This window comes from uncultured Bacteroides sp. (assembly GCF_910586915.1).
Classification (GTDB): Bacteria; Bacteroidota; Bacteroidia; order Bacteroidales; family Bacteroidaceae; genus Bacteroides.
In genome coordinates, this window is the sequence record NZ_CAJULN010000003.1 from 1 (window position 1) to 25,900 (window position 25,900).

Consider the following 25,900-nt stretch of genomic DNA (forward strand, 5'->3'; position numbering starts at 1 on the left):
CTCTTACCAAGAGAAAGACCCAATGTAAAAATACTCTCCAAATATTCTTTTCGGGCAGAATCCGGTAATTTCTGTATTTATAAGGTATTCAATAGAATTTAGATGCTCTTGCTGCGGTTTTTGGATTCGCAAACTAAGGAGATGGGATTTTCGTGCTACTGTTTTTGCGGAACACTATAGTGGAACGCAAGGACAACTATAGTGTTCCGTTCGTTCCACTATAGTGTTCCGCAAAGGAAACTGTAGTGAAACGCAATAAATATCACTACCGAATCATCTTCCGACAGGCAATGGGAAGGAAAGATATACCGGCGGACTCTTATCCTTATAAACAAAAGAGCCGCATCGTCACCCGTTGCGAGTGATGATACGGCTCTTGCCTTATCTTGCGGAGGATATTCCGCCTCCTTTTTTTTCTTGTTATCTTTTACTCAACGGAACCGAAACTCCTACGAATCCGCTCACGGCGTTGGAGTTCTTTCCCAAGAACATATAGTCGGTGCCGAGGAATACGGGGCCCAACCGCAGAGCCAGACCGAAGGACTTACCTGCCGACTGGATAACGGAGTAGCTCAACGCCACGTCGCACCAGTCCTTCGGACGGTAGTTGGCAGAGAATGTCAGTTCGGTAAGGGTATTTGGCTGTACGAAACGGGTGGTAGACAATGCGCCGACGGTCAGCTTGTTGTCGAGGAATCCGTATTCGGCGCCTACCACTACGGTAGCCGCAAGGCTCGATTTGCGGGATTTGTCTGCCTGCTCGGCGGTCATCTGCAACATCTCGAAATCGAGCACATCGCCACCGCCCGCACGGTTCAAGAAGTCTTGCGATTCCGTACCAAAGTCATTCAGTGCTTGTTGTGCTTGGTCCAAAGTGGTGGCAGCTTCGAGTCTTTTCACATAGTCGGCACCCTTCATGGCGATGTTTCTGTTGGTAGTGGCTATCTGAGTGCTGTTCTTCGACCAGGTGAGGAAGCCCAAGTCCAAAACGGAAGCCGATACCGTGAAGTTGTCCATCACTTTGTAGGACGCACCCAAGTCGATGCCGAGTCCCCAGCCTGCCACGCCGAGTTTGCCGGCGTCGAAGTCCATCTCGTCGACGTAGCCGTTTTCGTTTTCAAGCAGTTCCAAGCCTTTGAAAGAGCTTTCCAAAGTGGCGTCTACCTGCAGGTCGGCGTTGTAGCCGTTTATCTCACTTTTCAAAGCGGCAATCTGGCTCTCCCAGTTGCCCCCAACTGTGTATTAGAAATCTCGTTGATGCGTGTTTCGGAAGGGAGCATTGCATTGAGGTAACCCTGGCGAACTTTCAGGTTCATATTGCCTATGCCCAACAAGCCTTTTACTTTGGCACCTACCGACAGACGGTCGGTGAGCCGGCGGGCAAAGCCCACTCCTATTTCCGTATAGGTTTGTACATCTACTTCCTGGCCGCCAATGTTGAAGCGTTGATTCTGCCATTCGGTCATTCCGTCTACTTCGTTGAGGAACTGGAACAGGCTTTTAGAGACAGTGGCGCCGATGTCGGCACGCAGCCCCACATTCACCGACCAGAAGTTCTTGCCTTTGTACCATCCTGCCGACAGAATCTCCGTGCCGAAGTTGACATTCAGTTTATTCTTATCTTTCAAGCGGTTCATGAAATCGGGCTTGGTGTAGAAATCGTCGCCATTGTCGATGATGTCGATGATGTCCTGATAGCCCAGCGAAGTGGAACTGACGGTTGCATTGAGCGAGCCAATCACCGGAATGTTGACGTAACCGCGTTCGGGCGTCAATGCCGGATTCAACTGCTGACGATAGTGCGTGCCTTCCATGAAATAAGAAGTACGCAAAAACTGTGCATTTGCGGAAAAAGCGCAAAATAACATGAGAGAAAATACCCCAACTGATTTTAAGGAGCCTAATAGCTTGTTTGTCACCATGATTTTAAACTTTTTAATTCTTATTACCGGCGGCAAAGATACGCCATTTCGATAACAAAAAGAAAAAAACGATAACACTTTTTTGCTTTAGAGGGGCTATCAGGCTAACAAATGCGAAACAGGCGAGGGCGGCGCGGTCAGAAGTCGAGCGCGAGCTGGCCGTCGCCAAGCAGGTTGAACGTCAGACGGTGATAGGGCGTAGTGCCGTGGCAGGCAATGGCGGCACGGTGTTTTTTGGTGGGGTAGCCTTTGTTGCGGTCCCAGTCGTAAACGGGGAACTCTTGGTGCAGGCGGTTCATGTAGTCGTCTCTGTAAGTCTTTGCCAGGATGGATGCGGCGGCTATCGAGAGGTATTTTCCGTCGCCTTTCACCACGGTGGTATGTGGAGTGTCGGGATAGGGCTGGAAGCGGTTTCCGTCGATGAGCAGATGTTGCGGGCGCACGGAAAGCCGGTCGACGGCACGGTGCATCGCCAGGAAAGAGGCACGCAGGATGTTTATCTCGTCTATCTCTGCGGGCGAAACGATACCCACCGCCCAGGCGGTCGCTTCCTTTTCGATGACCTCGCGCAAGGCGTAGCGTTGTTTTTCGGTCAGTTGCTTCGAGTCGTTCAGCAGGTCGTTCCTGAAGTCTTTCGGGAGAATCACGGCGGCGGCAAATACCGCTCCTGCCAGGCAGCCGCGTCCTGCTTCGTCGCAGCCGGCTTCAATCAGGCTTTCATGGAGATAGGGTAATAACATGGGGCGTTACGATTGGCTTTTTATACGCCCGCAAAGATATGGATTCTCGCCCGAATCCCCAAGAACGGCGGCTTTTTTGGAGGTATCACCCTAAAAATTAGTGGCATTTGGGCAACGAGGCGAGAGATTTCCGGCAAATTATCCGTATCTTTGGGCTTCTTAAAAACCCGTAAATTAAACACCTTTATTTATTGAAACAATTATGAAGAAACTTTTTCTACTGTTAGCGGCTTTGTTGACACTGGTGCAGGCAAACGCCCAGGAAAAGAACGTTATCCGCATCAGCACGGACAACACTGACTTAATTCTACAAGTAGCCCCCAACGGCAGGCTCTACCAGGCCTACTTGGGCGACAGACTGCTGAACGAGCAAGACATCCGGTTCTTTTCGCCCTATGTGAAAGGGGGCAGCGACGGCAGCGTTTCCACACGCGGCTGGGAAGTGTATCCGGGCTCGGGCGCGGAGGATTATTTTGAACCGGCAGTGGCCATCACCCACAGCGACGGCAACCCGTGCACGATTCTGCGCTACGTATCGTCGGAACAGAAAGACGTGGCAGGCGGAACGGAAACGGTCATCAACCTCAAAGACGACAAGTATCCGGTAGAGGTGACGCTGCACTACATCGCTTATCCGAAAGAGAACGTCATCAAGACATGGAGCGAAATCAGGCACAACGAGAAGAAGCCCGTGGCGCTGTGGCGCTATGCTTCGACGATGCTGTATTTCTCCGCTTCCGACTATTTCCTCACCGAATTCAGCAGCGACTGGGCAAAAGAGGCGCAAATGAGCAGTCAGCAGTTGCGGTTCGGCAAGAAAGTGATTGACACGAAGTTGGGCAGCCGCGCCGCCATGCACACGCACCCGTTCTTCGAACTCGGACTGGGACAGCCAGTGCAGGAGACGCAAGGCCGGGTGATGTTGGGCACCGTCGGATGGACGGGCAACTTCCAGTTTACGTTTGAAGTGGACAACGTGGGCAACCTGCGCGTCATCCCTGCCATCAACCCCTATGCATCGACCTACGAACTGAAGGCGGACGAGGTATTCTCTACCCCCGAATTCATGTTCACCTTCAGCAACAACGGCACGGGCGAAGCCAGCCGCAACTTCCACGACTGGGCACGCAACCACCAACTGAAAGACGGACAGGGCGACCGCCTCTCTCTGCTCAACAACTGGGAAAACACGTACTTCAAATTCGACCAGCAACTCCTCGCCCAACTGATGAAGGAGGCCAAAGCCCTCGGCGTGGATATGTTCCTGCTGGACGACGGATGGTTTGGCAACAAGCACCCGCGCAACAGCGACAACGCCGGACTGGGAGACTGGGAAGCTATGAAGTCCAAACTGCCCGGCGGCATCCCTGCCCTTGTCGACGCTGCCAAAGAGGCGGGCGTGAAGTTCGGTATCTGGATTGAACCGGAAATGGTGAACCCGCGAAGCGAACTCTTCGAAAAGCATCCCGACTGGGCCATCACCCTGCCCAACCGCGAAACGTACTACTACCGCAACCAACTAGTGCTCGACCTCAGCAACCCGAAGGTGCAGGATTTCGTTTTCGGCGTGGTGGACAACATTCTGACCGAAAACCCGGAAGTGGCTTACTTCAAATGGGACTGCAACTCGCCCATCACCAATATCTATTCGCCTTACCTGAAAAACAAGCAGGGACAACTGTACATCGACCACGTGCGCGGTATATATAATGTATTGAAACGCGTCAAAGAGAAGTATCCCAACACGCCGATGATGCTCTGCTCCGGCGGCGGCGCACGCTGCGACTACGAAGCGCTGAAATACTTCACCGAATTCTGGTGCAGCGACAACACCGACCCCATCGAACGCCTGTACATCCAATGGGGATTCTCGCAAATATTCCCCGTGAAAGCGATGGCGGCCCACGTGACGAGCTGGAACAAACGGACAAGCGTGAAATTCCGTACCGACGTAGCCAGTATGTGCAAACTCGGCTTCGACCTCGGACTGAAAGAGCTGAACGCCAACGAACTGGCTTACTGCCAAAGTGCGGTTGCCAACTGGACGCGGCTGAAAAAGGTAATCCTCGACGGCGACCAGTACAGGCTGGTTTCTCCCTACGACGGCAATCACATGGCTGTGATGTACGCAGCTCCCGACAAGAACAAGGCGGTACTTTACACGTACGACATCCATCCGCGTTATGCTGAAAACCTGCTGCCGGTAACGCTACAGGGATTGGATGCAAAGAAGATGTATAAAGTAAAAGAAATCAATCTGATGCCGAACAAGAAGTCTGATTTGGACGCCAACGAGAAAACTTATTCCGGCGACTATCTGATGAAGGTAGGCATCCATGCTTTCACTGCCAACCGGACTTTCAGTCGTGTGATTGAGCTGACTGCAGAATAAAAGAAACGAAAACAGAAAAGGGGATTCACCGTTTAACGGCGTTTCCCCTTTCTTTTCACACAATAATAATCAGTTAATCCTCAATCTTTACGGCTGTACCGTTGGCAGTCACCATCAGCATACTGCCACTACCTCCTACTGTCTCGTAGTCCAAATCAACACCTATCACGGCATTAGCTCCCAGTTGGGCTGCCTGTGTCTGCATTTCTTTCAAAGCGGTATCTTTCGCCGTACGCAGCACTTCTTCATAAGAACCGGAACGTCCGCCTACAATGTCACGGATACTTGCAAACAAGTCACGGAATACGTTGGCACCTATGATTGTCTCGCCGGAAACGATTCCATAATACTTCACTATTCGTTTTCCTTCAATAATGGGAGTTGTCGTTACTAACATGGCCTTTTTCTCTTTTTTAATTTATTCGCTTATCTATTAAGACGGGGAACACCCCTAAAAAGTTGCAGCTATACCGTAACTTTTTACGATATAGCTGCCATTAATGTTAAAGAGAGAGAATTTATAATATAAGCATAGTCTCACGACTCTCCGAATATTCCTTTTTCTACTATTAGACGCTTGAAACTTCAAATCACTGCACTTGAAGGCATCTTTTTTAGTTAAAGAAAAAAAAAATCGCCATTCCTCACAGGAGCAGCGATTTATATCTTAAAACATACGGCTGACGCGTTCGATTCCCGACACTAATGCATCAACTTCCGATTTCGTATTATACATGGCAAACGAGGCTCTGACGGTTCCTTCAATGCCCAAACGCTGCATCAGAGGTTGCGCGCAATGATGTCCCGTACGTACGGCAATCCCCAAACGGTCGAGCAGAGTGCCCATGTCGAAGTGATGGATATCACCTACCAGAAAAGAGATAACCGCTCCCCTGTCGGCAGCTTCGCCGAAGATGCGCATACGGGAAATCTCTTTCAGACGTTGCAGCGCATAAGCGGTCAGTTCGTGCTCGTGCTGCGCAATCTGCTCCATACCTATACCGTTCACATAGTCGAGCGCTTTTGCCAGTCCGGTGGTACCTATGTAATCGGGCGTGCCGGCTTCAAACTTGAAGGGCAGTTCGTTGAAGGTGGTCTTCTCGAAAGAGACGTGCTGAATCATCTCTCCGCCACCCTGATAAGGCGGCAGGCGGTCCAGCCACTCTTCCTTTCCGTAAAGCACGCCGACACCGGTGGGGCCGTAGACCTTATGGGCAGAGAATACGAGGAAGTCGGCATCCAAATCCTGCACGTCCACTTTCATGTGAGGAATGGATTGGGCGGCGTCAATCAGGCAAGGAACACCGTGAGCATGGGCGGTGGCAATCATCTCCTTCACAGGATTTACCGTACCCAAGACATTGGAAACCTGTACGATGCTGACAATCTTCGTGCGTTCGGAGAAGAGCTTCTCGTATTCGTCCAGCAGCAGTTCGCCGTTATCGTTCATCGGAATCACCTTGATGGCGATTCCCTTACGGGCTGCCAACAGTTGCCAGGGGACGATGTTGCTGTGGTGCTCCATCACCGAGAGGATGACTTCGTCGCCTTCTTCCATAAACCCGTCGCCGAAACTGGAAACAAGCAGGTTGATGCTTTCCGTCGTGCCACGGGTGAAAACGACTTCATTTGCCGTGCGGGCGTTAATAAACCGACGCACCGTTTCGCGGGAAGCCTCATGCAGTTCCGTGGCCTGCTGGGAGAGGTAATGTACCCCACGGTGCACATTGGCATTGACGGAATAATACTCGTCTACCAGCGCATCGACTACCAGACGTGGTTTCTGCGTCGTCGCACCGTTGTCGAAATAAACCAAAGGCTTGCCGTAAACCGTACGCCCCAGGATGGGAAAGTCTTCACGTATCTTTTGAATATCCACGTTTATCAGTTATTAGTAGTAGTTTAATGACTATCATTTACAAATCGCACATCCCTGGCATCTGTTCAGTTCGCCACGGAAACGTTTCTCTACCAACAGGTGGAGACGGTCTTTCAGCGCATCCATACGAATGGTATCGATGACCTCATTGACAAAGGCGAACATCAGCAGCAGACGGGCTTCTTTCTCTGCGATTCCGCGTGCACGCATATAGAACAGGGCGTTCTCGTCCAACTGTCCCACGGTCGCCCCGTGCGAACATTTCACATCATCGGCATAGATTTCCAACTGGGGTTGTGTGTACATACGTGCTTCGCGTGTGGCGCAAAGATTGCGGTTGGTCTGCTGGGAAGTCGTATGCTGGGCATCGGGACGCACCAATACCAATCCGGCAAACGCACCGACCGCCTGGTCGTCGAGCACGTATTTGAAGAGCTCGTTGCTGGTACAGTTCGGCACGGCGTGGTCGATGCTTGTATGATTGTCGATGTGCTGGTTCTTGTCGGCAATGGCCATACCGCAGAGGTTTATCTCGGCACCTTCGCCCGCCAGCAAAACTTCGGTGGTGTTGCGGGTAGTACCGTTGTGCAACGTCATACCGTTCAGCAGCACGTTGCTACCTGCCGCCTGCTTCACATACAGGTTGCTGATGCGGACGGTGCTTGTATGCGTTTCCTCCAGCTCGTACATATCGAATACGGAGTTCTCTCCGGCAAAGACTTCAATCACCTGCGTGGCAAGAAAGTTTACATTGTCCATCGCATGGTCGCAAATGAGCAGACGTGCCTGCGCACCCTCTTCCAGAATGACCAGCACGCGGCGGTTGACCATAAAGTTGACGTCCGCACGCAGGACATTCACCAACTGCACAGGCTTTTCCACAACTACGTTCTTCGGCACGTAGAAGATAACGCCATCTTGTGCAAAAGCGGTGTTGAAAGCCGTCACGCCATCTTTGGACGTGTCCGCCAATTTGCCGTAATACTTCTTCACCAGTTCGGGATGCTGCACCGCCACCTCTTTCAAGCTACCGAAAATAACGCCTTCGGGCAGATGGGCTTTAGGAAGTGCCTTATTGTAGAATGCATCGTTGACCACGAAATAAAGAGCCGTGCTCATATTCGGGACGTCGCACTTAAACACTTCATAAGGATTGACCGGAATAGCGAGCCGGTTCAGGTTGAGCCCGAAATCGGGTTCGAAATACTTGCTCACATCCGTATATTTGTACTTCTCCGTCTTACGGGTCGGGAATCCGAGTCGCTCAAAATCGGCAAAGGCAGCCGCACGAGGGGCATTCAGCACCTCGGCACTATGCTTGCAAATCATGGCTTCCGTCTGCGAGAAAAGTTCGATATATTGTTGTTCAGCTATCATAGTTTCTGTTTTGTTATTCGCCTACTTCTTTCTTAATCCAATCGTATCCCTTCTCTTCCAATTCCAAAGCAAGCTCCGGACCGGCTGTTTTCACGATGCGGCCTTTATAAAGCACGTGCACGATATCGGGTTTGATATAGTCGAGCAAACGTTGGTAGTGAGTGATGACAATGGTGCTTGTATCGGGCGTTTTCAGTTTGTTCACCCCTTCCGCCACGATGCGGAGTGCGTCGATATCGAGCCCGGAGTCTGTCTCGTCAAGAATGCTCAAACGGGGTTCGAGCATCGCCATCTGAAAAATCTCGTTCCGTTTCTTCTCGCCACCGGAGAAACCTTCATTCACCGAGCGGTTAGCCAGTTTGTTATCCAGTTCGACAACGGCACGTTTCTCACGCATCAGCTTGAGGAATTCGCTGGCGGTCAGTGCGGGCAAGCCTTTGTATTTGCGTTGCTCATTGACAGCAGCACGCATAAAGTTGACCATACTCACGCCCGGAATTTCCACCGGATACTGGAAACTAAGGAAGATTCCTTCGTGACTGCGGTCTTCGGGAGTGAGTTCCAACAGATTCTTTCCATAAAAAGTGACCGAACCTTTCGTTACCTCGAAAGCCGGATTACCTACCAGGACGGAAGAAAGCGTACTCTTGCCGGAACCGTTCGGCCCCATGATTGCGTGTACTTCGCCCGGCTTCACCGTCAGGTTGATACCTTTCAATATCTCTTTGCCATTGATGCTGGCATACAGGTCTTTTATTTCTAACATAATTCTCAATTTTTAATTTATCCTACGCTTCCTTCCAACGAAATAGAGAGTAGCTTCTGCGCTTCCACCGCAAATTCCATCGGAAGTTTATTCAATACTTCTTTCGCATATCCGTTCACAATCAGTCCGATGGCATCCTCTGTGGGAATACCGCGCTGGTTGCAGTAGAATATCTGGTCTTCGCTGATTTTGCTTGTCGTCGCTTCGTGCTCCACTACGGCCGTCTCGTTGTGAATGTCCATATAGGGGAATGTATGCGCGCCACATTTATCCCCCAACAAGAGAGAGTCGCACTGGCTATAGTTGCGGGCGTTGTCCGCTTTCTCGGCCACACGCACCAAGCCGCGATAAGAGTTCTCGCTATGTCCGGCAGAGATACCCTTGCTCACAATGGTGCTGCGGGTGTTCTTGCCCAGATGAATCATCTTCGTACCGGTGTCTGCCTGCTGATAGTTGTTTGTCACAGCTACGGAATAGAACTCTGCTGTGGAATTGTCTCCCGTCAGGATGCAGGAAGGATACTTCCAAGTGATTGCCGAACCGGTTTCCACTTGCGTCCACGACAGTTTGCTGTCCACTCCCTTGCAGTTGCCGCGCTTCGTTACAAAGTTGTACACACCGCCCTTGCCCTCGGCATCTCCCGGATACCAGTTCTGAACGGTACTGTATTTCACTTCGGCACGGTCGTGCACCACGATTTCCACAATAGCGGCGTGCAATTGGTTTTCGTCACGCATCGGTGCCGTACATCCCTCGAGGTAAGAGACATAAGAGTCGTCGTCCGCTACGATGAGCGTACGCTCAAACTGTCCCGTGTTGCGGGCGTTGATACGGAAATAGGTGGAAAGTTCCATCGGGCAGCGCACGCCTTTCGGGATATATACGAAGGAGCCGTCGGAGAACACGGCGGAGTTCAGTGCGGCGAAGAAATTGTCGCGGTAACCCACTACCGAACCCATGTACTTCTTCACCAAATCGGGGTGTTCGCGCACAGCTTCGCTGAACGAACAGAAAATGATTCCCTTCTCCATCAGTGTCTCCTTGAAGGTGGTCTTTACGGAAACGGAGTCCATCACGGCATCCACCGCCATTCCGCTAAGTGCCATCTGCTCTTCCAAAGGAATTCCTAACTTATTGAAGGTTTTTATCAGTTCGGGGTCTACCTCCTCCATGCTCTTGGGTCCCTCTTTCTTCTTTGTCGGGTCGGCATAGTAGGAAATGGCCTGGTAATCAATTTCAGGAATACGGAGATGTGCCCAGGCAGGCATCTCCAGCGTCAGCCAATGGCGGTACGCTTTCAGGCGGAACTCCAACAGCCACTCGGGTTCGTTCTTTTTCGATGAAATCAAACGAATCACATCTTCATTGAGCCCGCGCTCAATGATGTCGGTATGCACCTCCGTGGTGAAGCCGTATTTGTACTTCTCCTGCGTCAGTTCCTTGACATATTTATTGGGTTCTTCTTGTTGCATCTTCATTCTCTAATATATATTGTTGCGTCATATTCTTTGCGACAGGGAAAAATATCCCCGCAAACGTTTCCATCGGATAATATAACAAAGATTCCTCCTTTTTTGTTGCACCGATTAACTTATTATCGCTATCGACAAACTCGATTGCACCAATCACCACACTTGTCAGCAGCAGGTATTTGAGTGCTCCGAGCCCGCTTCCCAGCCAACGGTTCAGCCAGTTGAGCGAGATGGCTTCCATTGCCTTTGTGAGCAGCGAAGCAGCCAGCACGAAAATCAGCGGAACGGCAATCCAAATCATCACAAAAGCCAATATCTGCGCAACGGTCATCGAATCGGTTAGTGTGGGGCAAAGTTTCGTCGCCAAAGAGGCATACAGGGTTTTCGCCGCCACCAGCCCGGCTATCAGTCCCAAGATAGAAGCCAACTGGCGAAGGAAGCCTTTGATGAAACCCGCTATCGCCCCTGCACCTATAACAATAAGGATGATGATGTCGATTGTTGCCATATGATTTTGCTTTATTATACAATTCAGGCACGGATTTCACGTACTCACGGATTTATTAAAGAACCGTGAAATCCGCGTAATCCGTGCCTGATATCGATTCAGCACTGCTTATTACAATGTCTGTTTTACTTCAATCTCTTCGAATGTCTCAATGATATCGCCTATCTTCATGTCGTTGCAGTTCACCAGACTGATACCGCACTCGAAGTTTGTACCTACTTCCTTCACATCGTCCTTGAAGCGTTTCAAAGCATTGATGTTTCCGGTGAAGATAACGATGCCATCGCGGATGAGACGAGCCTTGTCGCTGCGTTTCACCTTTCCAGTCTTCACCATCGCACCGGCGACAAGTCCCACCTTCGTGATGTTGAACACTTCGCGGATTTCGATGGTGGCAGTCACCTGCTCTTTCACTTCCGGCGCCAGCATTCCTTCCATAGCAGACTTCACCTCTTCGATTGCGTCGTAGATGACAGAGTACTTGCGGATATCGACACCTTCCTGTTCGGCCATCTTGGCAGCAGCACCCGAAGGACGTACCTGGAATCCGACGATAATCGCATCCGAAGCGGCAGCCAAAGAGACATCCGATTCGGAGATGGCTCCCACGCCCTTATGGATTACATTTACCTGGATTTGTTCGGTAGAGAGCTTAATCAGCGAGTCGCTCAACGCTTCGACAGAGCCGTCCACATCACCCTTGACGATGACGTTCAATTCCTGGAAGTTGCCCAAAGCGATACGGCGTCCCAGCTCGTCCAAAGTAAGGATTTTCTGCGTACGCAAGCCTTGCTCGCGTGCCAACTGTTCGCGTTTGTTGGTGATTTCGCGGGCTTCCTGGTCTGTTTCCACCACGTGGAATGTATCGCCGGCGGCAGGAGCGCCGTTCAGTCCGAGAATCAAGGCAGGTTCGGCAGGGCCGGCTTCCTTGATGCGCTGGTTGCGTTCGTTGAACATCGCCTTCACACGTCCGTAGCTTGTGCCTGCCAGCACGATGTCGCCCACCTTCAAAGTACCGTTGGATACCAGTACGGTAGCTACATATCCGCGGCCCTTATCCAATGAAGACTCGATGATGGAACCCGTAGCGTTGCGGTTGGGGTTTGCCTTCAGCTCAAGCATTTCGGCTTCGAGCAATACCTTTTCCAGCAAATCTTCTACGCCCATACCTTTCTTGGCCGAAATATCTTGCGACTGGTACTTGCCGCCCCATTCTTCGACGAGGTAATTCATGGCAGCCAGTTCTTCTTTTATCTTATCGGGATTTGCAGTCGGCTTATCCACCTTATTGATGGCAAAGACGATGGGTACGCCTGCCGCCACCGCATGGTTGATAGCCTCCTTCGTCTGCGGCATCACATTGTCGTCGGCAGCAACGATAATGATGGCAATATCGGTTACCTTCGCACCACGGGCACGCATGGCGGTAAACGCTTCGTGACCCGGAGTATCGAGGAACGTGATGCGACGGCCGTCTTCCAGTTTCACATTGTATGCACCGATGTGCTGTGTGATACCACCCGCTTCACCGGCAATCACGTTTGCCTTGCGGATGTAGTCGAGCAACGATGTCTTACCGTGGTCGACGTGACCCATCACCGTTACAATCGGAGCACGCGGCAGCAAGTCTTCCGGCGCGTCTTCTTCCTCAACAATGGCCTGTGCCACTTCCGCACTTACGTATTCGGTCTTGAATCCGAACTCCTCGGCTACCAGATTAATGGTTTCCGCGTCGAGACGCTGGTTGATGGACACCATGATACCGATGCTCATACAAGTGGCGATAACCTGGTTGACAGAGATGTCCATCATCGTAGCCAGCTCGTTGGCGGTTACGAATTCGGTCAGTTTCAATATCTTGCTTTCTGCCATTTCCTGATCTTCCAGTTCCTGCATACGGTTGGATACCATTTCGCGTTTTTCCTTACGGTATTTGGAGGCTTTGTTCTTGCCTTTGGTTGTGAGGCGTGCAAGTGTTTCCTTTACCTGCTTAGCTACGTCTTCCTCGCTCACCTCCTGCTTGATAACCGGCTTCTTGAAGCGGTCTTTGTTGTTGTTTCTGCGATTGTTATTGTTTCCGCCGCCGTTGTTTCCGCCGTTGCCGCCTTTGCCTTGTCCGTTGGGGCGTGCGAAACCGGAAGAGGCCACGTTGTTCACGTCCACCTTCTCCTTGTTGATGCGGTTGCGTTTCTTCTTATTGGCAGCAGCATCGGTGTTCTCTTTCGCTCCGCCTTTCTGCTGTTTGGAGTCATCCCGGCGAATCTCCTTGATGATGGCTTCTTTCATCTGTTTCTTCTGGTCCTGGCGGATTTTCTCCTTCTCCTCGCGTTCGCGGCGTTTCTCTTCCTTCGATTTCTTCTTAGGACGGGTGGACTGGTTCAACGCAGCCAAGTCTATCTGGCCGATTACATTGATTTTCGCCCCCAACTCCGGCTGGCGGATTTTGAATACTTCATCGTTTTTGGAAGCCTCTTTCTCAGCCGGTACTTCCGGTGTGGCTTTCGCAGTACTTTCTTCTCTATTATGTTCTTCCGTCTTCACAGGTGTTACTTCTACCTTCGGCTGTTCTTTCATCACTTCTTCCACTACTTTTTCCACCTCTGCCGGTTGCTTTTCGGCAGCAGGCTCCGGTTGTTTCACGTTCTCAGGCTGTTTTGCCGGCGCGGGTTGCTTGTCAGCTTCGGGCTGCGCCGCAGCCGGTTGGGGCTGAGCGGGTGTTGCCGTCTCTTGCACCTTCACTTCCGGTTCGTTCTTTATTTCGGGTTTCACAACGGGGCGTTCTGCAACCGTTTCTTTCTTCGGCTCCGGTTCGTTTTCGACCTTCTCGGTTTTCCGGCCGTTCAAATTATTTAAGTCAATTTTTCCGACAGGTTTAAACTTCGGACGTACATCCTCGGGGACGACTGTCTTAATCACATCTTCCGACTTCGGTTTTTCGGGCTGCTTCTCGAAGCCTTCGATTGAAACCGATGCCTTATTACGTTCCTTATTCTGACGTTCCTGGATGAAACGCTCCGATTCAAGTCTAAGGTTCTTGTCCGTACTAAACTCTTTTACGAGTATAGCGTACTGCTCCTCGCTAATTTTGGTATTAGGATTAGCCTCAACGGTATACCCTTTCTTTTGCAGGAACTCAACAACCGTTGCGATGCCTACATTCAAATCTCTTGTAACTTTGTTTAACCTTATCGTCATATTTAAAATTTAATGAATAAATGGAGCGAAGAAAAACTCAAGTGCAACCCGTCGGGTTACTCTTGTTCCGGTTGCGGTGCTTGTGCCGGTTCTTCTTCAAACTCCGATTTCAAAATGCGTATTACCTCGTCCACTGTCTCTTCTTCCAGGTCCGTTTTTTCAATCAGCATCTCACGAGGAGCATTCAATACGGACTTCGCCGTATCGATGCCGATGGCTTTGATTGCATCAATCACCCATCCGTCGATTTCGTCTCTGAACTCGTCGAGATAGATGTCTTCATCGCCTACGTTTTCATCCAATTCACGGAACACGTCGATAGTGTACTCAGTCAACATACTGGCGAGTTTGATGTTCAAACCGCCTTTACCGATAGCCAGCGACACTTCTTCCGGTTTGAGGAACACTTCCGCCTTCTTCTCTTCCTCGTTGAGACGGATGGAAGAGACTCTTGCCGGGCTCAGAGCGCGCTGTATAAACAATGAAATGTTCGACGTATAGTTGATTACGTCGATATTTTCATTGCGAAGTTCGCGTACGATGCCATGAATACGGCTTCCCTTCACACCTACGCAGGCTCCTACGGGGTCGATTCTGTCATCGTATGATTCCACTGCAATCTTGGCGCGTTCGCCGGGGATGCGTGCAATCTTCTTGATGGTAATGAGTCCATCGTTGATTTCGGGTACTTCCATCTCAAAGAGACGTTGGAGGAAAACGGGAGAAGTACGCGACAGGATAATCTTCGGATTATTGTTCTTGTTGTCTACGCGGGCAACTACTGCACGTGCCGTTTCGCCTTTGCGGTAGAAATCGCTCGGTATCTGTTCGGTCTTGGGCAGCAGCAGTTCGTTTCCTTCATCGTCGAGAAGCAACATTTCCTTTTTCCAGATTTGATAAACTTCCGCATTGATGATGGTACCTACCTTATCTATATATTTATTATAAATACTGTCTTTTTCAAGTTCGAGAATCTTGGAAGCCAATGTCTGGCGAAGATTCAGGATGGCGCGGCGGCCGAATTTGGCAAAGATAACTTCGTCGGTCACCTCTTCGCCCTCTTCGTAGGAAGCATCGATTTTCTGTGCTTCGCTCAGCGAAATCTGCATATTCGGATTTGTCAAATCCTCATCGGCCACAACTTCGCGGTTACGCCATATTTCGAAGTCGCCCTTGTCGGGGTTCACGATTACGTCGTAATTTTCATCGGTGCCAAACATTTTCGCGATAACGCTACGGAACGACTCTTCGAGTACGCTTACCATCGTCGTTCTATCGATATTCTTCAGTTCCTTAAATTCCGAAAATGTATCAATCAAGCTGATTGTTTCTTCTTTTTTGGCCATAACTATTTAAAGCTAATTAAGTATTTAGTATATTTTATTTGCTCATAAGTGAAGGTTTCGTCCTCTTCTACCAGTTTCGGACGCTTTTCCCCTTCCATTTTTACTTTCTTCTGCACGGACACGGTGAATTTCTCTTCGTCGGCGCTTTTCAGCGTGCCGGCGAGTTTCTGTCCGCCTTTGGTCAGCACTTCCACTTCTTGTCCGATGTGAATGTAATACTGTTGCAGCACTTTAAAGGGTTGCCCGATGCCGGCCGACCCTACTTCCAGTTCATAATCTTCCTCTTCGCGGTTGAGCCTTGATTCTATGTAGCGGCTAAGCTCCACACAATCTTCAATCCAAACCCCTTCTGCATGGTCTATTTCGACCACAATCTTGTCGTCCGGGCTTACGGTCACTTCTACCAAAAAGTAGTCTTTACCTTCGAGCCACTCTTCTACAATCTGACAAACAGTTTTCTTTTCTATCATTTATTAACTATATAAGAACAAAAAAAGGAGCTTAATCGCCCCTCCACCTTTCATCCGTTTCCGCTTGCAAAGATATAAATAATATGTTCGACAACAAAACATTAAAGAAAAAAAGTATGAATTAACAATCATATCTTCGTATCTTTACACCGTAATTAAAAAAACAGGCACTATGGCACATCGTCTCAATACCAACAAGCAGTTTATGTTAGGAAACGGAATCCTGGCTTTTGCGGTCATCTTCGTGGTGGTTATTTTCGTCTATATGAGTATGCGTCTGCAAAGGGAGAAGCAGCAGGAGCGTCACTTTATCGAGACTTATACCATCAGTCTGGTCAAGGGATTTGCCGGCGACTCCATCTCGCTGTTTGTCAACGACAGCCTTGTAGCCAGCAAGGCGATGCAGGAAGAGCCTTATACCGTAGAGGTGGCGCGCTTTGCCGAACAGAGCGCCCTGCTGATTGTAGACAACTGGACGGAACTGGTATCGACTTTCGACCTCAGCGAAAGAGGAGGAACTTACCGGTTTGAGAAAGAGGCGGACGGGATTAAGCAGTTGGCCAAATAACGGACCGAGACACGGGCAGCGGCTACCTTTATCAGATGCCTTTACAGTTCCGTCCGAAACGTCTTCAGTTCCTCGCGCAAGGCAAGCGCTTTTCCTTCCGTCAGCCGGTTGAGCAACGCCCAGAAGCGCTCGCTATGATTCATTTCGCGAGTGTGGCACAATTCGTGCAAAAGCACATAATCAATCAGATGCGCGGGAAGCAACAGGAGATAATAAGACAAATTGATGCTTTTGCGTGCCGAACAGCTTCCCCATCTTCCCTGGCTGGCGTTTATTTTCACCTCCGCATAAGCCAGTCCGCTTTGCTTTGACAAACGCTCCAGGCGGGGCGGCAGGATATGCTTTGCGTTCCACCGCAACGATTCGCCGATGACTTTACGGAGCCAATGCTGCAAATGCTCGTCGGCAAAGTCGGTAGCCGGCGGACAGACGATTTGCATAAAGCCCAGCCGGCTATTTGCCAAGAACTGCCGCTTCTCGCCGGCTATCAGCGACAGTTTGAAAAACTCCGCATCAATCCGATAATCCAAATCTATCAACGGGCGGCTCAAACGGAGGCGGGAAGCCGACAACTTGCCGCGCAACTCCTCAATAGCCTGCCTTACCGCCTTCATCGTCGTGCCGGGCGGAACGGAGACATAAATCGCATCACTCTTGGTACGAAAGACCAAGTTTTTGGCACGCACATTCACACGCACCACCAGTCGCCCCAACTCTGCATCTTCCATCATTACTTCTTTCATCCTAAATAGCTTTACAATGAGCACAAAAGTAATAAAAAAAGCCGGTTCCGTCCGAGAAATCCCGGCCCGCTTTACGACGTCCGTCTGCGGCAAGGGAAGAACTGACGGCGAATTGCCTACGGTTTCGTGCTCCGTTGCCTAAGGACTATCGGTTTTCTTGCTACAATCTATTCGTCTGACTATAGTTGAAGTTGCGTCTGACTATAGTAACCTTTTCGTCTGACTATAGTCAGACGAAAGAAACACTATAGTCAGACGAATAGATTTTAGTAAGAAAACCGGTAGAGCGTCGCATGGCAACCGACAAGCCGTCGCAAGAAAAAGATTAGATGTATAGAGCGCTATGTAGAGCTCATTTAATTGATGTTAAAATTCGCTTCGAAGATGCAACTTTGCAGGAAGCAGGCTCGTCTTATTTGTATAACACCATAGAGACTGAAACATCATGAAAACAAATTTATTCATCTTATTTGCAGCCGGACTGCTCGTGGCACTCACCGCAGGATGCCGCCTGCACAACAAACACATCGTAGGCAACAACAACTATGTTACTAAAAAAGTGGAAGTGGGTCAGTTCAATGCAATCAAACTATCAAGCAGCGCCGATATCACGTATCACCAAAGTTCGCGGAATTACATCGAGATTTACGGTTCCGACAACATCATTCCGTATCTGGAGACTGCTGTGGAAGGCCGCACGCTTGTCGTGAAATACAAAAAGGACGTCAGCGTATGGAAAGGCAAACTGGAAATGAAGGTTTTCTCGCCGGAGCTGAACAAACTGACCATCAACGGTTCGGGAAACGTGCACCTGGCCAACGGCCTGCAAACGTCCGATGATATATCGCTCACGATTAACGGATCCGGCAACATTCAAGGCAAGAAAATCAGTTGCCGGAATTTTTCCGCCGCCATCAACGGTTGTGGAGAGATGGAGCTCCAACAAATAAAAAGCAAGGAGTGTATTGTCAAGATAGCGGGGGTGGGAAACATCGGCCTGAGCGGGCAGACCTCCAATGCGCAATTCAACATTGCAGGCTCGGGAAACATCGGAGCCGACAAACTGAAATCGCAAAGTATATCGGCACGCATCAGTGGTTCGGGCAATATCCGTTGCCATGCCAACAACTCCCTGTCGGCACGTGTGACGGGAAGCGGCGACATAGCCTATCGGGGAAATCCGCAGGAAATAGACGCTCCACGGAAATACGTACGGAAACTACAGTAACCGGTTCCCGCCGGAAACATAAAAGGGCTACTGCATCACGCGGTAGCCCATTTATTTAGTTAGTTTTTATCTAAAAATTTTTTGAGAGAATTGAAAACTTCACAGTTTCGCTTTCGTTGTTGTTTTAATAAAGCACTCTAACTATATGATATATTTAAAGCAAATGAAAATGTCTATTCGTTCATAACCTGTACTTTATGGTCAATCCCTGCCAGGCTGTCGGCAAGAGCCTGGTCGGCTTTCACCTCATTGGAGATTGCCACCGACGGCACCGTCACCTGTTTGCCAATGGTATCTACCGCCAACACGCTCCGGTCGTCGGCGGAGAAAGAGTGTTGCACCACACTGCCCAGAAGAAGGACGACTGCAACAACGGCGGCTGCTTTGAAGAGAGGAACCAAACGTGCGGTCCACGTCAAGCGCTTTGCCTTCACTACCGGAGCTTCCACCTCAGCCAAAATGCGGCGGTCGAACTCCTCGCCTAACCCCACTTCCTGCTGAAGCTGTTGAAAAACAAACAAGTTCTTATAACGACGCAAATGAGCCGGTACTTCTTCCTTCAAGAAGAAGTTGCGCAAAGCGGCTTCCTCTTCAACGGAAGTCTCGCATTGCCAGTATCGCTCCAAGAGCCGTTCCACATCCTTACAATCCATATTCCTCTATTTCTAAATACCTTTGTCTTACTTTCTGCCTGGCTCTGAAAAGATTCACCTTGACCTGGTCCTCCGTCAGATTCAGCAAAGCTGCAATCCTTTTGTAGTTCTCGCCTTCGATGTCGCGCAACTGCATGATAAGCCGTTGTTTCTCGGGAAGTTCGTCGACCAGCCTGTTGATGAGCTTTATTCTTTCATCGTGAACCAACTGTTCGTACGGGCTGTCCGCATCAGGTTCTTCCTCCTCCATTTTGGGGGTGAGTTCCACGTTCTGAGCTTCCCGTTTCTGCCGCCGGTCTATCGCCAAGTTCTTCGCCACTGTGAGGCAATAGGCTTCGACCGATTCAAGCAAAGACCACTCATCGCGCTTATTCCACACTCTTATCATGGTATCTTGAACGACATCCTCAGCTTCGGCCCTGTCGAGGGTGATTCTGAGCGCCAGTCGGTAAAGTTTGTCCTTCAATGGCAAAATATCGTTTCGGAAGCTGATTTCTTGCATCTCTATTATATTGACGGGCCGGGATACGAAAAGTTACAACCACCCGCCACTTTTTTTTGATTTATTGTTTTATTCTTGTTCCCCCGTCGCCGTTGAGCTCTGAAGCTAAGGTAATTATCACTTCGGACACTCCTGCACTGATTGCTTCGAAAGAGTTCTCCAACTTGGGAATCATGCCACCTTGAATAACGCCGTCGGCTACATATTGTTCAAATTCGACACGGGTAATACGGGGAATCACACTGTCGTCGTTGTTCTCGTCGCGCAGCACTCCTTTCTTCTCAAAACAATAGACCAGTGTCACATCAAACAGGGCCGAGAGTGCCTTCGCCGTCTCTCCGGCGATGGTGTCGGCGTTGGTGTTGAGCATATTGCCTTGTCCGTCGTGGGTGAGCGGTGCCATCACGGGGACAACGCCTTTCCGTATCAAATCGGCCAATAAGGTAGCATCCACCTGTTCCACATCTCCGACGAAGCCGTAGTCTACCTCTTTCACCGGACGTTTCACCGAACGGATTACGTTCATATCCGCTCCCGTCAGTCCCAAAGCGTTGACTCCGCGGGCTTGCAGTCCGGCAACGATGTTCTTATTCACCAAACCGCCATATACCATTGTCACTACTTTCAGTGTTTCGGCATCCGTAATGCGGCGGCCATTTACCATCTTACTCTCAATACCCAATTGTGCGGCAATCTTCGTAGCCGAACGGCCGCCGCCGTGCACCAGCACTTTGCGCCCGTCGATGGCTGCAAAGTCGTTCAACAACTGACGAAGGGTGGCGTCCTCTTCTACGATTTTGCCACCCACTTTGATAACTGTTAGTTTTTCTCTCATTGCTTATATCCTTCATACAGATACGGCTTACACGAATTTCGCGGTTTCCGGACACACGAAACGTGGTCAACAAACCGCAAATTGCGTGTAAGCCGTATCTAAGTTCTATTCTAAGTATGTATATCCGTAAAGTCCCGAGCGGTAGTTGGACAGGAATTCCTTGCCTTCTTCCAATGAAATCTTACCCGACTTCACCGATTTCGTCACCCAGGTTTCGAGCGTACGCACCAGTTTCTTCGGATTATACTGCACATAGTCCAATACTTCGGCCACTGTTTCTCCGTCGATAATCTGCTCGATGCTGTATCCTTTCTCGTTCACTGAAACGTGCACGGCATTGGTGTCTCCGAAGAGGTTATGCATATCTCCCAAAATCTCCTGATAAGCTCCCACGAGGAAAACAGCGACATAATAAGGCTCTGTTTTCTTCAGGCTGTGCACGGGCAGGTAATGGGCTACATTGCGTGTGGAAATAAAGTTTGCAATCTTGCCGTCGGAGTCGCACGTAATGTCCTGCATGGTAGCCGAGCGTTCGGGCTTCTCGTCCAGGCGTTGGATAGGCATAATCGGGAAAATCTGGTCAATCGCCCAAGAGTCGGGAAGCGACTGAAAGAGCGAGAAGTTGCAGAAATACTTATCTGCCAGCAATTTGGACAGGCCACGGAACTCATCGGGTGCGTGTTTCAGTCCGTTGGCAATCTGATTGATTTCGCGCGTGATAGACCAGTACAGGCGCTCAATTTGGGCGCGGGTTTTCAAATCCACGATTCCGTGGCTGAACAAGTCCAACGCTTCTTCCCTGATTTGCTGCGCATCGTGCCATGCTTCGAGCATCTTATTCTGATTCAGCGAATCCCATATGTTGTACAATTCCTGCACCAGTTCGTGTGCATCGGCAGTTATCTCCTCTTCATCGTCCCACTCGGGCAAGGTAGCCGTTTCGAGCACTTCAAAGATAAGTACCGAATGGTGGGCTGTCAGAGCACGTCCGCTTTCGGTGATGATGTTCGGGTGCGGGATACCGTTTTTGTCGCTTACGTCTACCAACGTGGAGATGGAGTCGTTCACATACTCCTGGATGGAATAATTGACGCTTCCTTCGCTGTTGGAGGAGCGGGTTCCGTCGTAGTCGACTCCCAATCCACCACCTATATCTACAAACTCGACGTTGAATCCCATCGAATGGAGCTGTACGTAGAACTGTGACGCTTCGCGCAAGGCTGTCTTAATGCGGCGAATCTTCGTCACCTGGCTGCCGATATGGAAATGAATCAGTTTCAGGCAATCTTTCATGCCTTTGCTTTCAAGAAAATCGAGTGCTTCGAGAAGCTCGCTGGAGGTAAGGCCGAACTTGCTGGCGTCGCCGCCCGATTCCTCCCACTTGCCGCTACCGGAAGAAGCCAACTTGATACGAATGCCAATGTTGGGCTGCACGTTGAGTTGCTTCGCCATCTTGGCTATCAGTTTCAACTCATTCATCTTCTCTACCACAAGGAAGATGCGTTTGCCCATCTTTTGGGCAAGCAGGGCCAGTTCGATATAACTTTCGTCCTTATAACCGTTGCAGACAATCAATGAGTCGGAGTCGGTATTGACGGCAATAACCGCATGAAGTTCCGGTTTGGAACCGGCTTCGAGGCCGAGGTTGAACTTCTTTCCGTGGCTGATAATCTCTTCCACCACGGGGCGCATCTGGTTGACCTTAATCGGATAGATGATAAAATTCTGGGCTTTATAACCATACTCTTCCGCCGCCTGCTTGAAACAGGACGACATCTTTTCGATACGGTTGTCCAAAATATCCGGAAAACGCACCAGCATAGGAGAGGCCACATCACGCAGTTGCAGTTCGTCGACCAGCTCTTTCAAGTCGACCGCCACTCCGTTCTTACGCGGTGTAACCACCACATGACCTTTGTCATTAATACCAAAGTACGAGGTTCCCCAACCTGTAATGTTGTAAAGTTCCTCAGAATCTTCAATACGCCACTTTCTCATTTTTCTGTAATTCGGTGTTTTTAGTAATTAATCGGGCGGCAAAAATACAGATTAATTTACATATTGCCAATTAATTAGACATTATTTCTTTCAGACGGTCTGTATATCCGCCATTTGCGTTGTCCGTACCGGACGGGAGCGGTATGTCACAACTCCAGAAGTTGCTGCAAACGCCGGACGGAAGCGTCTATCTGCCGACGGTCTTCCAACTCGTCGGCATTAAAGATGTATTGCGCCCGGGTATAGAAGGGAGCGCGCTTTTCCAACGCCTGCACAATGAACGCCTTTAATTCGTCGTCCTCTTTCCCCTGAAGGATGGGACGTTGCTGCTTGGCCACACGCAAGCGCCTGAACAACACATCGGGATGCACGTCGAGGAAAACCGTTTTTCCCGCCCGGTTCATAAATTCCATGTTATCAAAAAAACAGGGCGCTCCACCTCCCGTAGAGATTACCACATTCTCAAATTCGGCTACTTCATGGAGGATATTTCTCTCCAGTTCCCTGAATCCGGTTTCGCCCCGTTCGGCGAACAGCTCTCCAACGGTCTTGTGAAAACGCTCTTCGATATACCAATCCAAATCAATAAACGCCACATTCAACTTGCGGGCAAAGGCTTTGCCTAACGTCGTTTTTCCGGCCCCCATATAGCCGGTGAGGAAGATACGAACCATAAATAACTTATTTTGTGAGCAAAATTAGTTATTTAATTCATTATTTAAAAACATTCACCCATTCTTCCAACGGCAGGAATTCTTTTATTGCCTCACTTGTCCGGTTAGAGAATATATTCGTACCTTCGCAGCGTCAATTTATCGACTCTACAAATTCATCATCAGAAAAAATGGGCAAACAGAAATTCTATGTAGTATGGGAAGGGGTCACGCCCGGAATCTACACTTCCTGGACGGAGTGTCTGCTTCAAGTGAAAGGATACGAAGCCGCCAAATACAAATCGTTCGATACCCGCGAGGAAGCCGAACGCGCCTTCACAACGTCTCCCTATGCCTATATCGGCAAAAATGCGAAAGCCAAATCGAGCGAAGCAAAAGCAGCTTCCGCCACATTGCCTGCCTGCGTCATCGACAACAGCCTGGCAGTCGATGCTGCCTGTAGCGGCAATCCGGGACCGATGGAGTATCGCGGGGTGCACGTCGCCAGCCAACAGCAGGTATTCCACTTCGGTCCGGTGAAAGGGACGAACAATATCGGTGAGTTTCTCGCCATCGTACACGGATTGGCACTGTTGAAACAGAAAGGATTCGATATGCCTATTTACAGTGACAGCGTAAACGCCATTAGTTGGGTGCACCAAAAGAAGTGTAAAACCAAACTTCCCCGCACCGAAGAGACCGAGGAACTGTTTCGGACGATAGAAAGGGCAGAGAAATGGCTTCGGGAGAATAGCTACACCACCCGCATCCTCAAATGGGAAACGAAGGAATGGGGAGAGATTCCGGCCGATTTCGGCAGAAAATAAGAGAGTCATACCAAATTCGCTCCATTATATTCCTATCTTTGGGCACTGAAAGTTTTTATATCTAAACATACATTTATGAACATATGAAAAATAGACAATTCATTTTGCTGACGATTGTTTGTGTCATCACTCTTTTCCCCTTTTTAGGGTTGACCGATTTCCACACGAAAGGAGAACCGCGCGAAGCCATTGTTTCGTACTCGATGATTGAAACGGGCAATTGGATTCTGCCTGTCAACAATGGGGGTGACATTGCCTACAAGCCGCCATTCTTTCATTGGTGCATCGCCGCCATCTCTTCCATTACGGGCAAAGTGACCGAATATACGTCCCGTATGCCTTCCGCACTGGCACTGATGGCGATGGTATTAGGCGGATTCTTATTCTATGCCAAACGTCGGGGAGCAGGACTCGCCCTGCTCACGGGACTCATCACGCTCAGCAACTTCGAGGTGCACCGCGCCGGAATGAACTGCCGCGTGGATATGGTGCTGACCGCTTTCATCGTCCTCGCGCTATACTGCCTTTACCGATGGTGCGAAAAAGACCGGAAGGGTTTCCCCTGGGCGGCTACGCTACTGATGGGCTGCGCCACACTTACCAAAGGGCCGGTGGGAATCATTCTCCCCTGCCTGGTGACCGGTGTTTATCTGCTTCTGCGGGGCGGTAACTTCTTCAAGACCTTCTTCTCAATGACCATCGTTGCCCTCGTCTCATGCATCCTGCCCGCCATCTGGTACATTGCCGCCTACCATCAAGGAGGAGACAACTTTATCTCACTGGTCATGGAAGAGAACTTCGGACGTTTCACGGGCAAAATGAGTTATGAATCGCACGAGAATCCGGCTTACTATAACATTATCACCGTCGTGTCGGGTTACGCACCTTATACGCTACTGGTACTGCTGTCTCTCTTCGCACTGACTTACGGCAAAGTGACCGCCAAGCCCCGCGAATGGTGGCACAAACTCAAGACTTATATCTGCGAAATGGACAATACGCGCCTTTTCTCTTTGCTGAGCATCGTACTTATCTTCGTTTTCTACTGCATCCCGAAGAGTAAACGCAGCGTTTATCTGTTGCCCATCTATCCGTTCATCGCTTATTTCCTGGCGGAATATATCGTGTATCTGGCAAACAAACACTCGAAAGTAATCAAAGCATATGGCGGTTTCCTCTCTATTGCCGGCCTGCTTCTTCTGACTACCTTTATTGCCATCCGGCTGGGATTAGTGCCCGACAACATCTTCCACGGAAAACATAGCGCAGAAAACATCGCCTTTCTGAATGCATTGAAGAACCTGCCGCTCAACGCCGGACGTGTCTTCATCATAGGTCTGCCTCTGCTCGGAGCCGTCTGCTTCTTCCGCACAATCGGGCAGAAGAGACCGGACATGAGGCCGGTGTACGCCACACTTTTTGTTACATTCTCTATTTTCATGGCTTTAGACGGTGCTTACCAGCCTGCCATACTGAATACCAAATCGGACAAGAGCATCGCTACGGACATACGGAAAATCACTTCCGGCAGCAAAATCTATTCTTATGTAAGCGTGGATATGTTGCGTTTCTATACCATCAACTTCTATCACAACGACCAAGTAGCCTTGTTTAAGAAGGAAATGCCGTCGGAGGGATACTTGCTGGTGGGACGACGTGACTTTGAGGACATCAAATCCGAATATGAATCGCGATACTCTTTCGAGGAAGCCTATCAAAGTGCAAAGAGAGGATGCGATGTACGCGATATAATCTATCTGTACCGCTTCAAAGAGAAAGAATAAAACCATAGTTCACCACAGAATTCTTGAAATTCTGTGGTGAAA

Annotated in this window: 21 protein-coding genes and 1 pseudogene; 5 read left to right on the forward strand and 17 right to left on the reverse strand. The window is 49.8% G+C overall.

What is annotated here, in order from left to right; genetic code table 11:
* Positions 1–420: 420 nt before the first annotated feature.
* Together QZ331_RS01825 and QZ331_RS01830 are read right to left on the reverse strand one after the other, a co-directional pair.
* Positions 421–1,922, reverse strand: a pseudogene (locus tag QZ331_RS01825) (DUF5723 family protein).
* A 137-nt stretch (positions 1,923–2,059) separates the two neighbouring features.
* Complete coding sequence (locus QZ331_RS01830) at positions 2,060–2,662, reverse strand: ribonuclease HII (RefSeq protein WP_294627522.1); 603 nt, start codon at positions 2,660–2,662, stop codon at positions 2,060–2,062.
* A gap of 202 nt (positions 2,663–2,864) precedes the next feature.
* On the opposite strand from QZ331_RS01830, the gene QZ331_RS01835 reads away from it, so the two are divergent.
* Complete coding sequence (locus tag QZ331_RS01835) at positions 2,865–5,054, forward strand: alpha-galactosidase (protein WP_294627524.1); 2,190 nt, start codon at positions 2,865–2,867, stop codon at positions 5,052–5,054.
* 73 nt (positions 5,055–5,127) lie between these two features.
* On the opposite strand, the gene QZ331_RS01840 is transcribed toward QZ331_RS01835, so the two are convergent.
* The 9 genes from QZ331_RS01840 to rimP all read right to left on the reverse strand — a co-directional run bounded on the left by QZ331_RS01840 (position 5,128) and on the right by rimP (position 16,067).
* Positions 5,128–5,451, reverse strand: coding sequence for a heavy metal-binding domain-containing protein (locus tag QZ331_RS01840; protein WP_217937870.1), 324 nt, complete (start codon positions 5,449–5,451; stop codon positions 5,128–5,130).
* 270 nt (positions 5,452–5,721) lie between these two features.
* Positions 5,722–6,933: a cysteine desulfurase gene (locus tag QZ331_RS01845; protein WP_294627527.1), complete on the reverse strand. Its 1,212-nt coding sequence runs from the start codon at positions 6,931–6,933 to the stop codon at positions 5,722–5,724.
* A gap of 33 nt (positions 6,934–6,966) precedes the next feature.
* Positions 6,967–8,310, reverse strand: a complete 1,344-nt coding sequence (gene sufD, locus QZ331_RS01850) for a Fe-S cluster assembly protein SufD (protein WP_294627529.1) — start codon at positions 8,308–8,310, stop codon at positions 6,967–6,969.
* A gap of 13 nt (positions 8,311–8,323) precedes the next feature.
* Positions 8,324–9,076 (reverse strand): Fe-S cluster assembly ATPase SufC, encoded by a 753-nt coding sequence (sufC, locus tag QZ331_RS01855; protein WP_294627531.1) that lies wholly within the window; start codon positions 9,074–9,076, stop codon positions 8,324–8,326.
* Positions 9,077–9,093: 17 nt separating this feature from the next.
* On the reverse strand, positions 9,094–10,548 hold the full coding sequence (sufB, locus tag QZ331_RS01860; RefSeq protein ID WP_294627755.1) for a Fe-S cluster assembly protein SufB: 1,455 nt from the start codon (positions 10,546–10,548) through the stop codon (positions 9,094–9,096).
* Positions 10,526–11,056 carry a CvpA family protein gene (locus QZ331_RS01865; RefSeq protein ID WP_294627532.1) on the reverse strand — a complete coding sequence of 177 codons (531 nt, stop codon included), beginning with the start codon at positions 11,054–11,056 and terminating at the stop codon, positions 10,526–10,528. Before QZ331_RS01865 ends, sufB begins: the two co-directional genes overlap by 23 nt.
* Before the next feature lie 111 nt (positions 11,057–11,167).
* Positions 11,168–14,251: a translation initiation factor IF-2 gene (gene infB / locus QZ331_RS01870; protein WP_294627534.1), complete on the reverse strand. Its 3,084-nt coding sequence runs from the start codon at positions 14,249–14,251 to the stop codon at positions 11,168–11,170.
* 56 nt (positions 14,252–14,307) lie between these two features.
* A complete protein-coding gene (nusA, locus tag QZ331_RS01875; protein ID WP_294627536.1) occupies positions 14,308–15,597 on the reverse strand; it encodes a transcription termination factor NusA in 1,290 nt (429 codons plus the stop codon).
* A gap of 2 nt (positions 15,598–15,599) precedes the next feature.
* Positions 15,600–16,067 (reverse strand): ribosome assembly cofactor RimP, encoded by a 468-nt coding sequence (rimP, locus tag QZ331_RS01880; RefSeq protein ID WP_294627538.1) that lies wholly within the window; start codon positions 16,065–16,067, stop codon positions 15,600–15,602.
* Positions 16,068–16,239: 172 nt separating this feature from the next.
* Here rimP and QZ331_RS01885 point away from each other — a divergent pair, with 172 nt between their 5' ends.
* Positions 16,240–16,635, forward strand: a complete 396-nt coding sequence (locus QZ331_RS01885) for a hypothetical protein (RefSeq protein WP_294627540.1) — start codon at positions 16,240–16,242, stop codon at positions 16,633–16,635.
* A 41-nt stretch (positions 16,636–16,676) separates the two neighbouring features.
* On the opposite strand, the gene QZ331_RS01890 is transcribed toward QZ331_RS01885, so the two are convergent.
* Positions 16,677–17,378: a SprT family zinc-dependent metalloprotease gene (locus QZ331_RS01890; protein ID WP_294627542.1), complete on the reverse strand. Its 702-nt coding sequence runs from the start codon at positions 17,376–17,378 to the stop codon at positions 16,677–16,679.
* Positions 17,379–17,823: 445 nt separating this feature from the next.
* Between QZ331_RS01890 and QZ331_RS01895 the strand changes: the two genes are divergently transcribed.
* Positions 17,824–18,606, forward strand: a complete 783-nt coding sequence (locus QZ331_RS01895; RefSeq protein WP_294627544.1) for a head GIN domain-containing protein — start codon at positions 17,824–17,826, stop codon at positions 18,604–18,606.
* Positions 18,607–18,779: 173 nt separating this feature from the next.
* Here QZ331_RS01895 and QZ331_RS01900 read toward each other — a convergent pair whose 3' ends face one another.
* From QZ331_RS01900 to QZ331_RS01920, 5 genes are all read right to left on the reverse strand, one after another.
* A complete protein-coding gene (locus QZ331_RS01900; protein WP_294627546.1) occupies positions 18,780–19,259 on the reverse strand; it encodes a hypothetical protein in 480 nt (159 codons plus the stop codon).
* Entirely contained in the window at positions 19,249–19,761 is a 513-nt protein-coding gene (locus QZ331_RS01905; protein ID WP_294627548.1) for an RNA polymerase sigma factor, read from the reverse strand. Before QZ331_RS01905 ends, QZ331_RS01900 begins: the two co-directional genes overlap by 11 nt.
* Before the next feature lie 61 nt (positions 19,762–19,822).
* Positions 19,823–20,596, reverse strand: a complete 774-nt coding sequence (gene argB / locus QZ331_RS01910; RefSeq protein WP_294627550.1) for an acetylglutamate kinase — start codon at positions 20,594–20,596, stop codon at positions 19,823–19,825.
* A 105-nt stretch (positions 20,597–20,701) separates the two neighbouring features.
* The gene (speA, locus tag QZ331_RS01915) at positions 20,702–22,594 is read right to left on the reverse strand and encodes a biosynthetic arginine decarboxylase (protein ID WP_294627552.1); all 1,893 of its coding nucleotides are present in this window, start codon (positions 22,592–22,594) and stop codon (positions 20,702–20,704) included.
* 146 nt (positions 22,595–22,740) lie between these two features.
* Positions 22,741–23,268 carry a shikimate kinase gene (locus QZ331_RS01920; protein WP_294627554.1) on the reverse strand — a complete coding sequence of 176 codons (528 nt, stop codon included), beginning with the start codon at positions 23,266–23,268 and terminating at the stop codon, positions 22,741–22,743.
* A 170-nt stretch (positions 23,269–23,438) separates the two neighbouring features.
* On the opposite strand from QZ331_RS01920, the gene QZ331_RS01925 reads away from it, so the two are divergent.
* Positions 23,439–24,074, forward strand: a complete 636-nt coding sequence (locus QZ331_RS01925) for a ribonuclease H family protein (RefSeq protein ID WP_294627556.1) — start codon at positions 23,439–23,441, stop codon at positions 24,072–24,074.
* A gap of 83 nt (positions 24,075–24,157) precedes the next feature.
* On the forward strand, positions 24,158–25,858 hold the full coding sequence (locus QZ331_RS01930; protein ID WP_294627557.1) for a glycosyltransferase family 39 protein: 1,701 nt from the start codon (positions 24,158–24,160) through the stop codon (positions 25,856–25,858).
* Positions 25,859–25,900 lie beyond the last annotated feature (42 nt).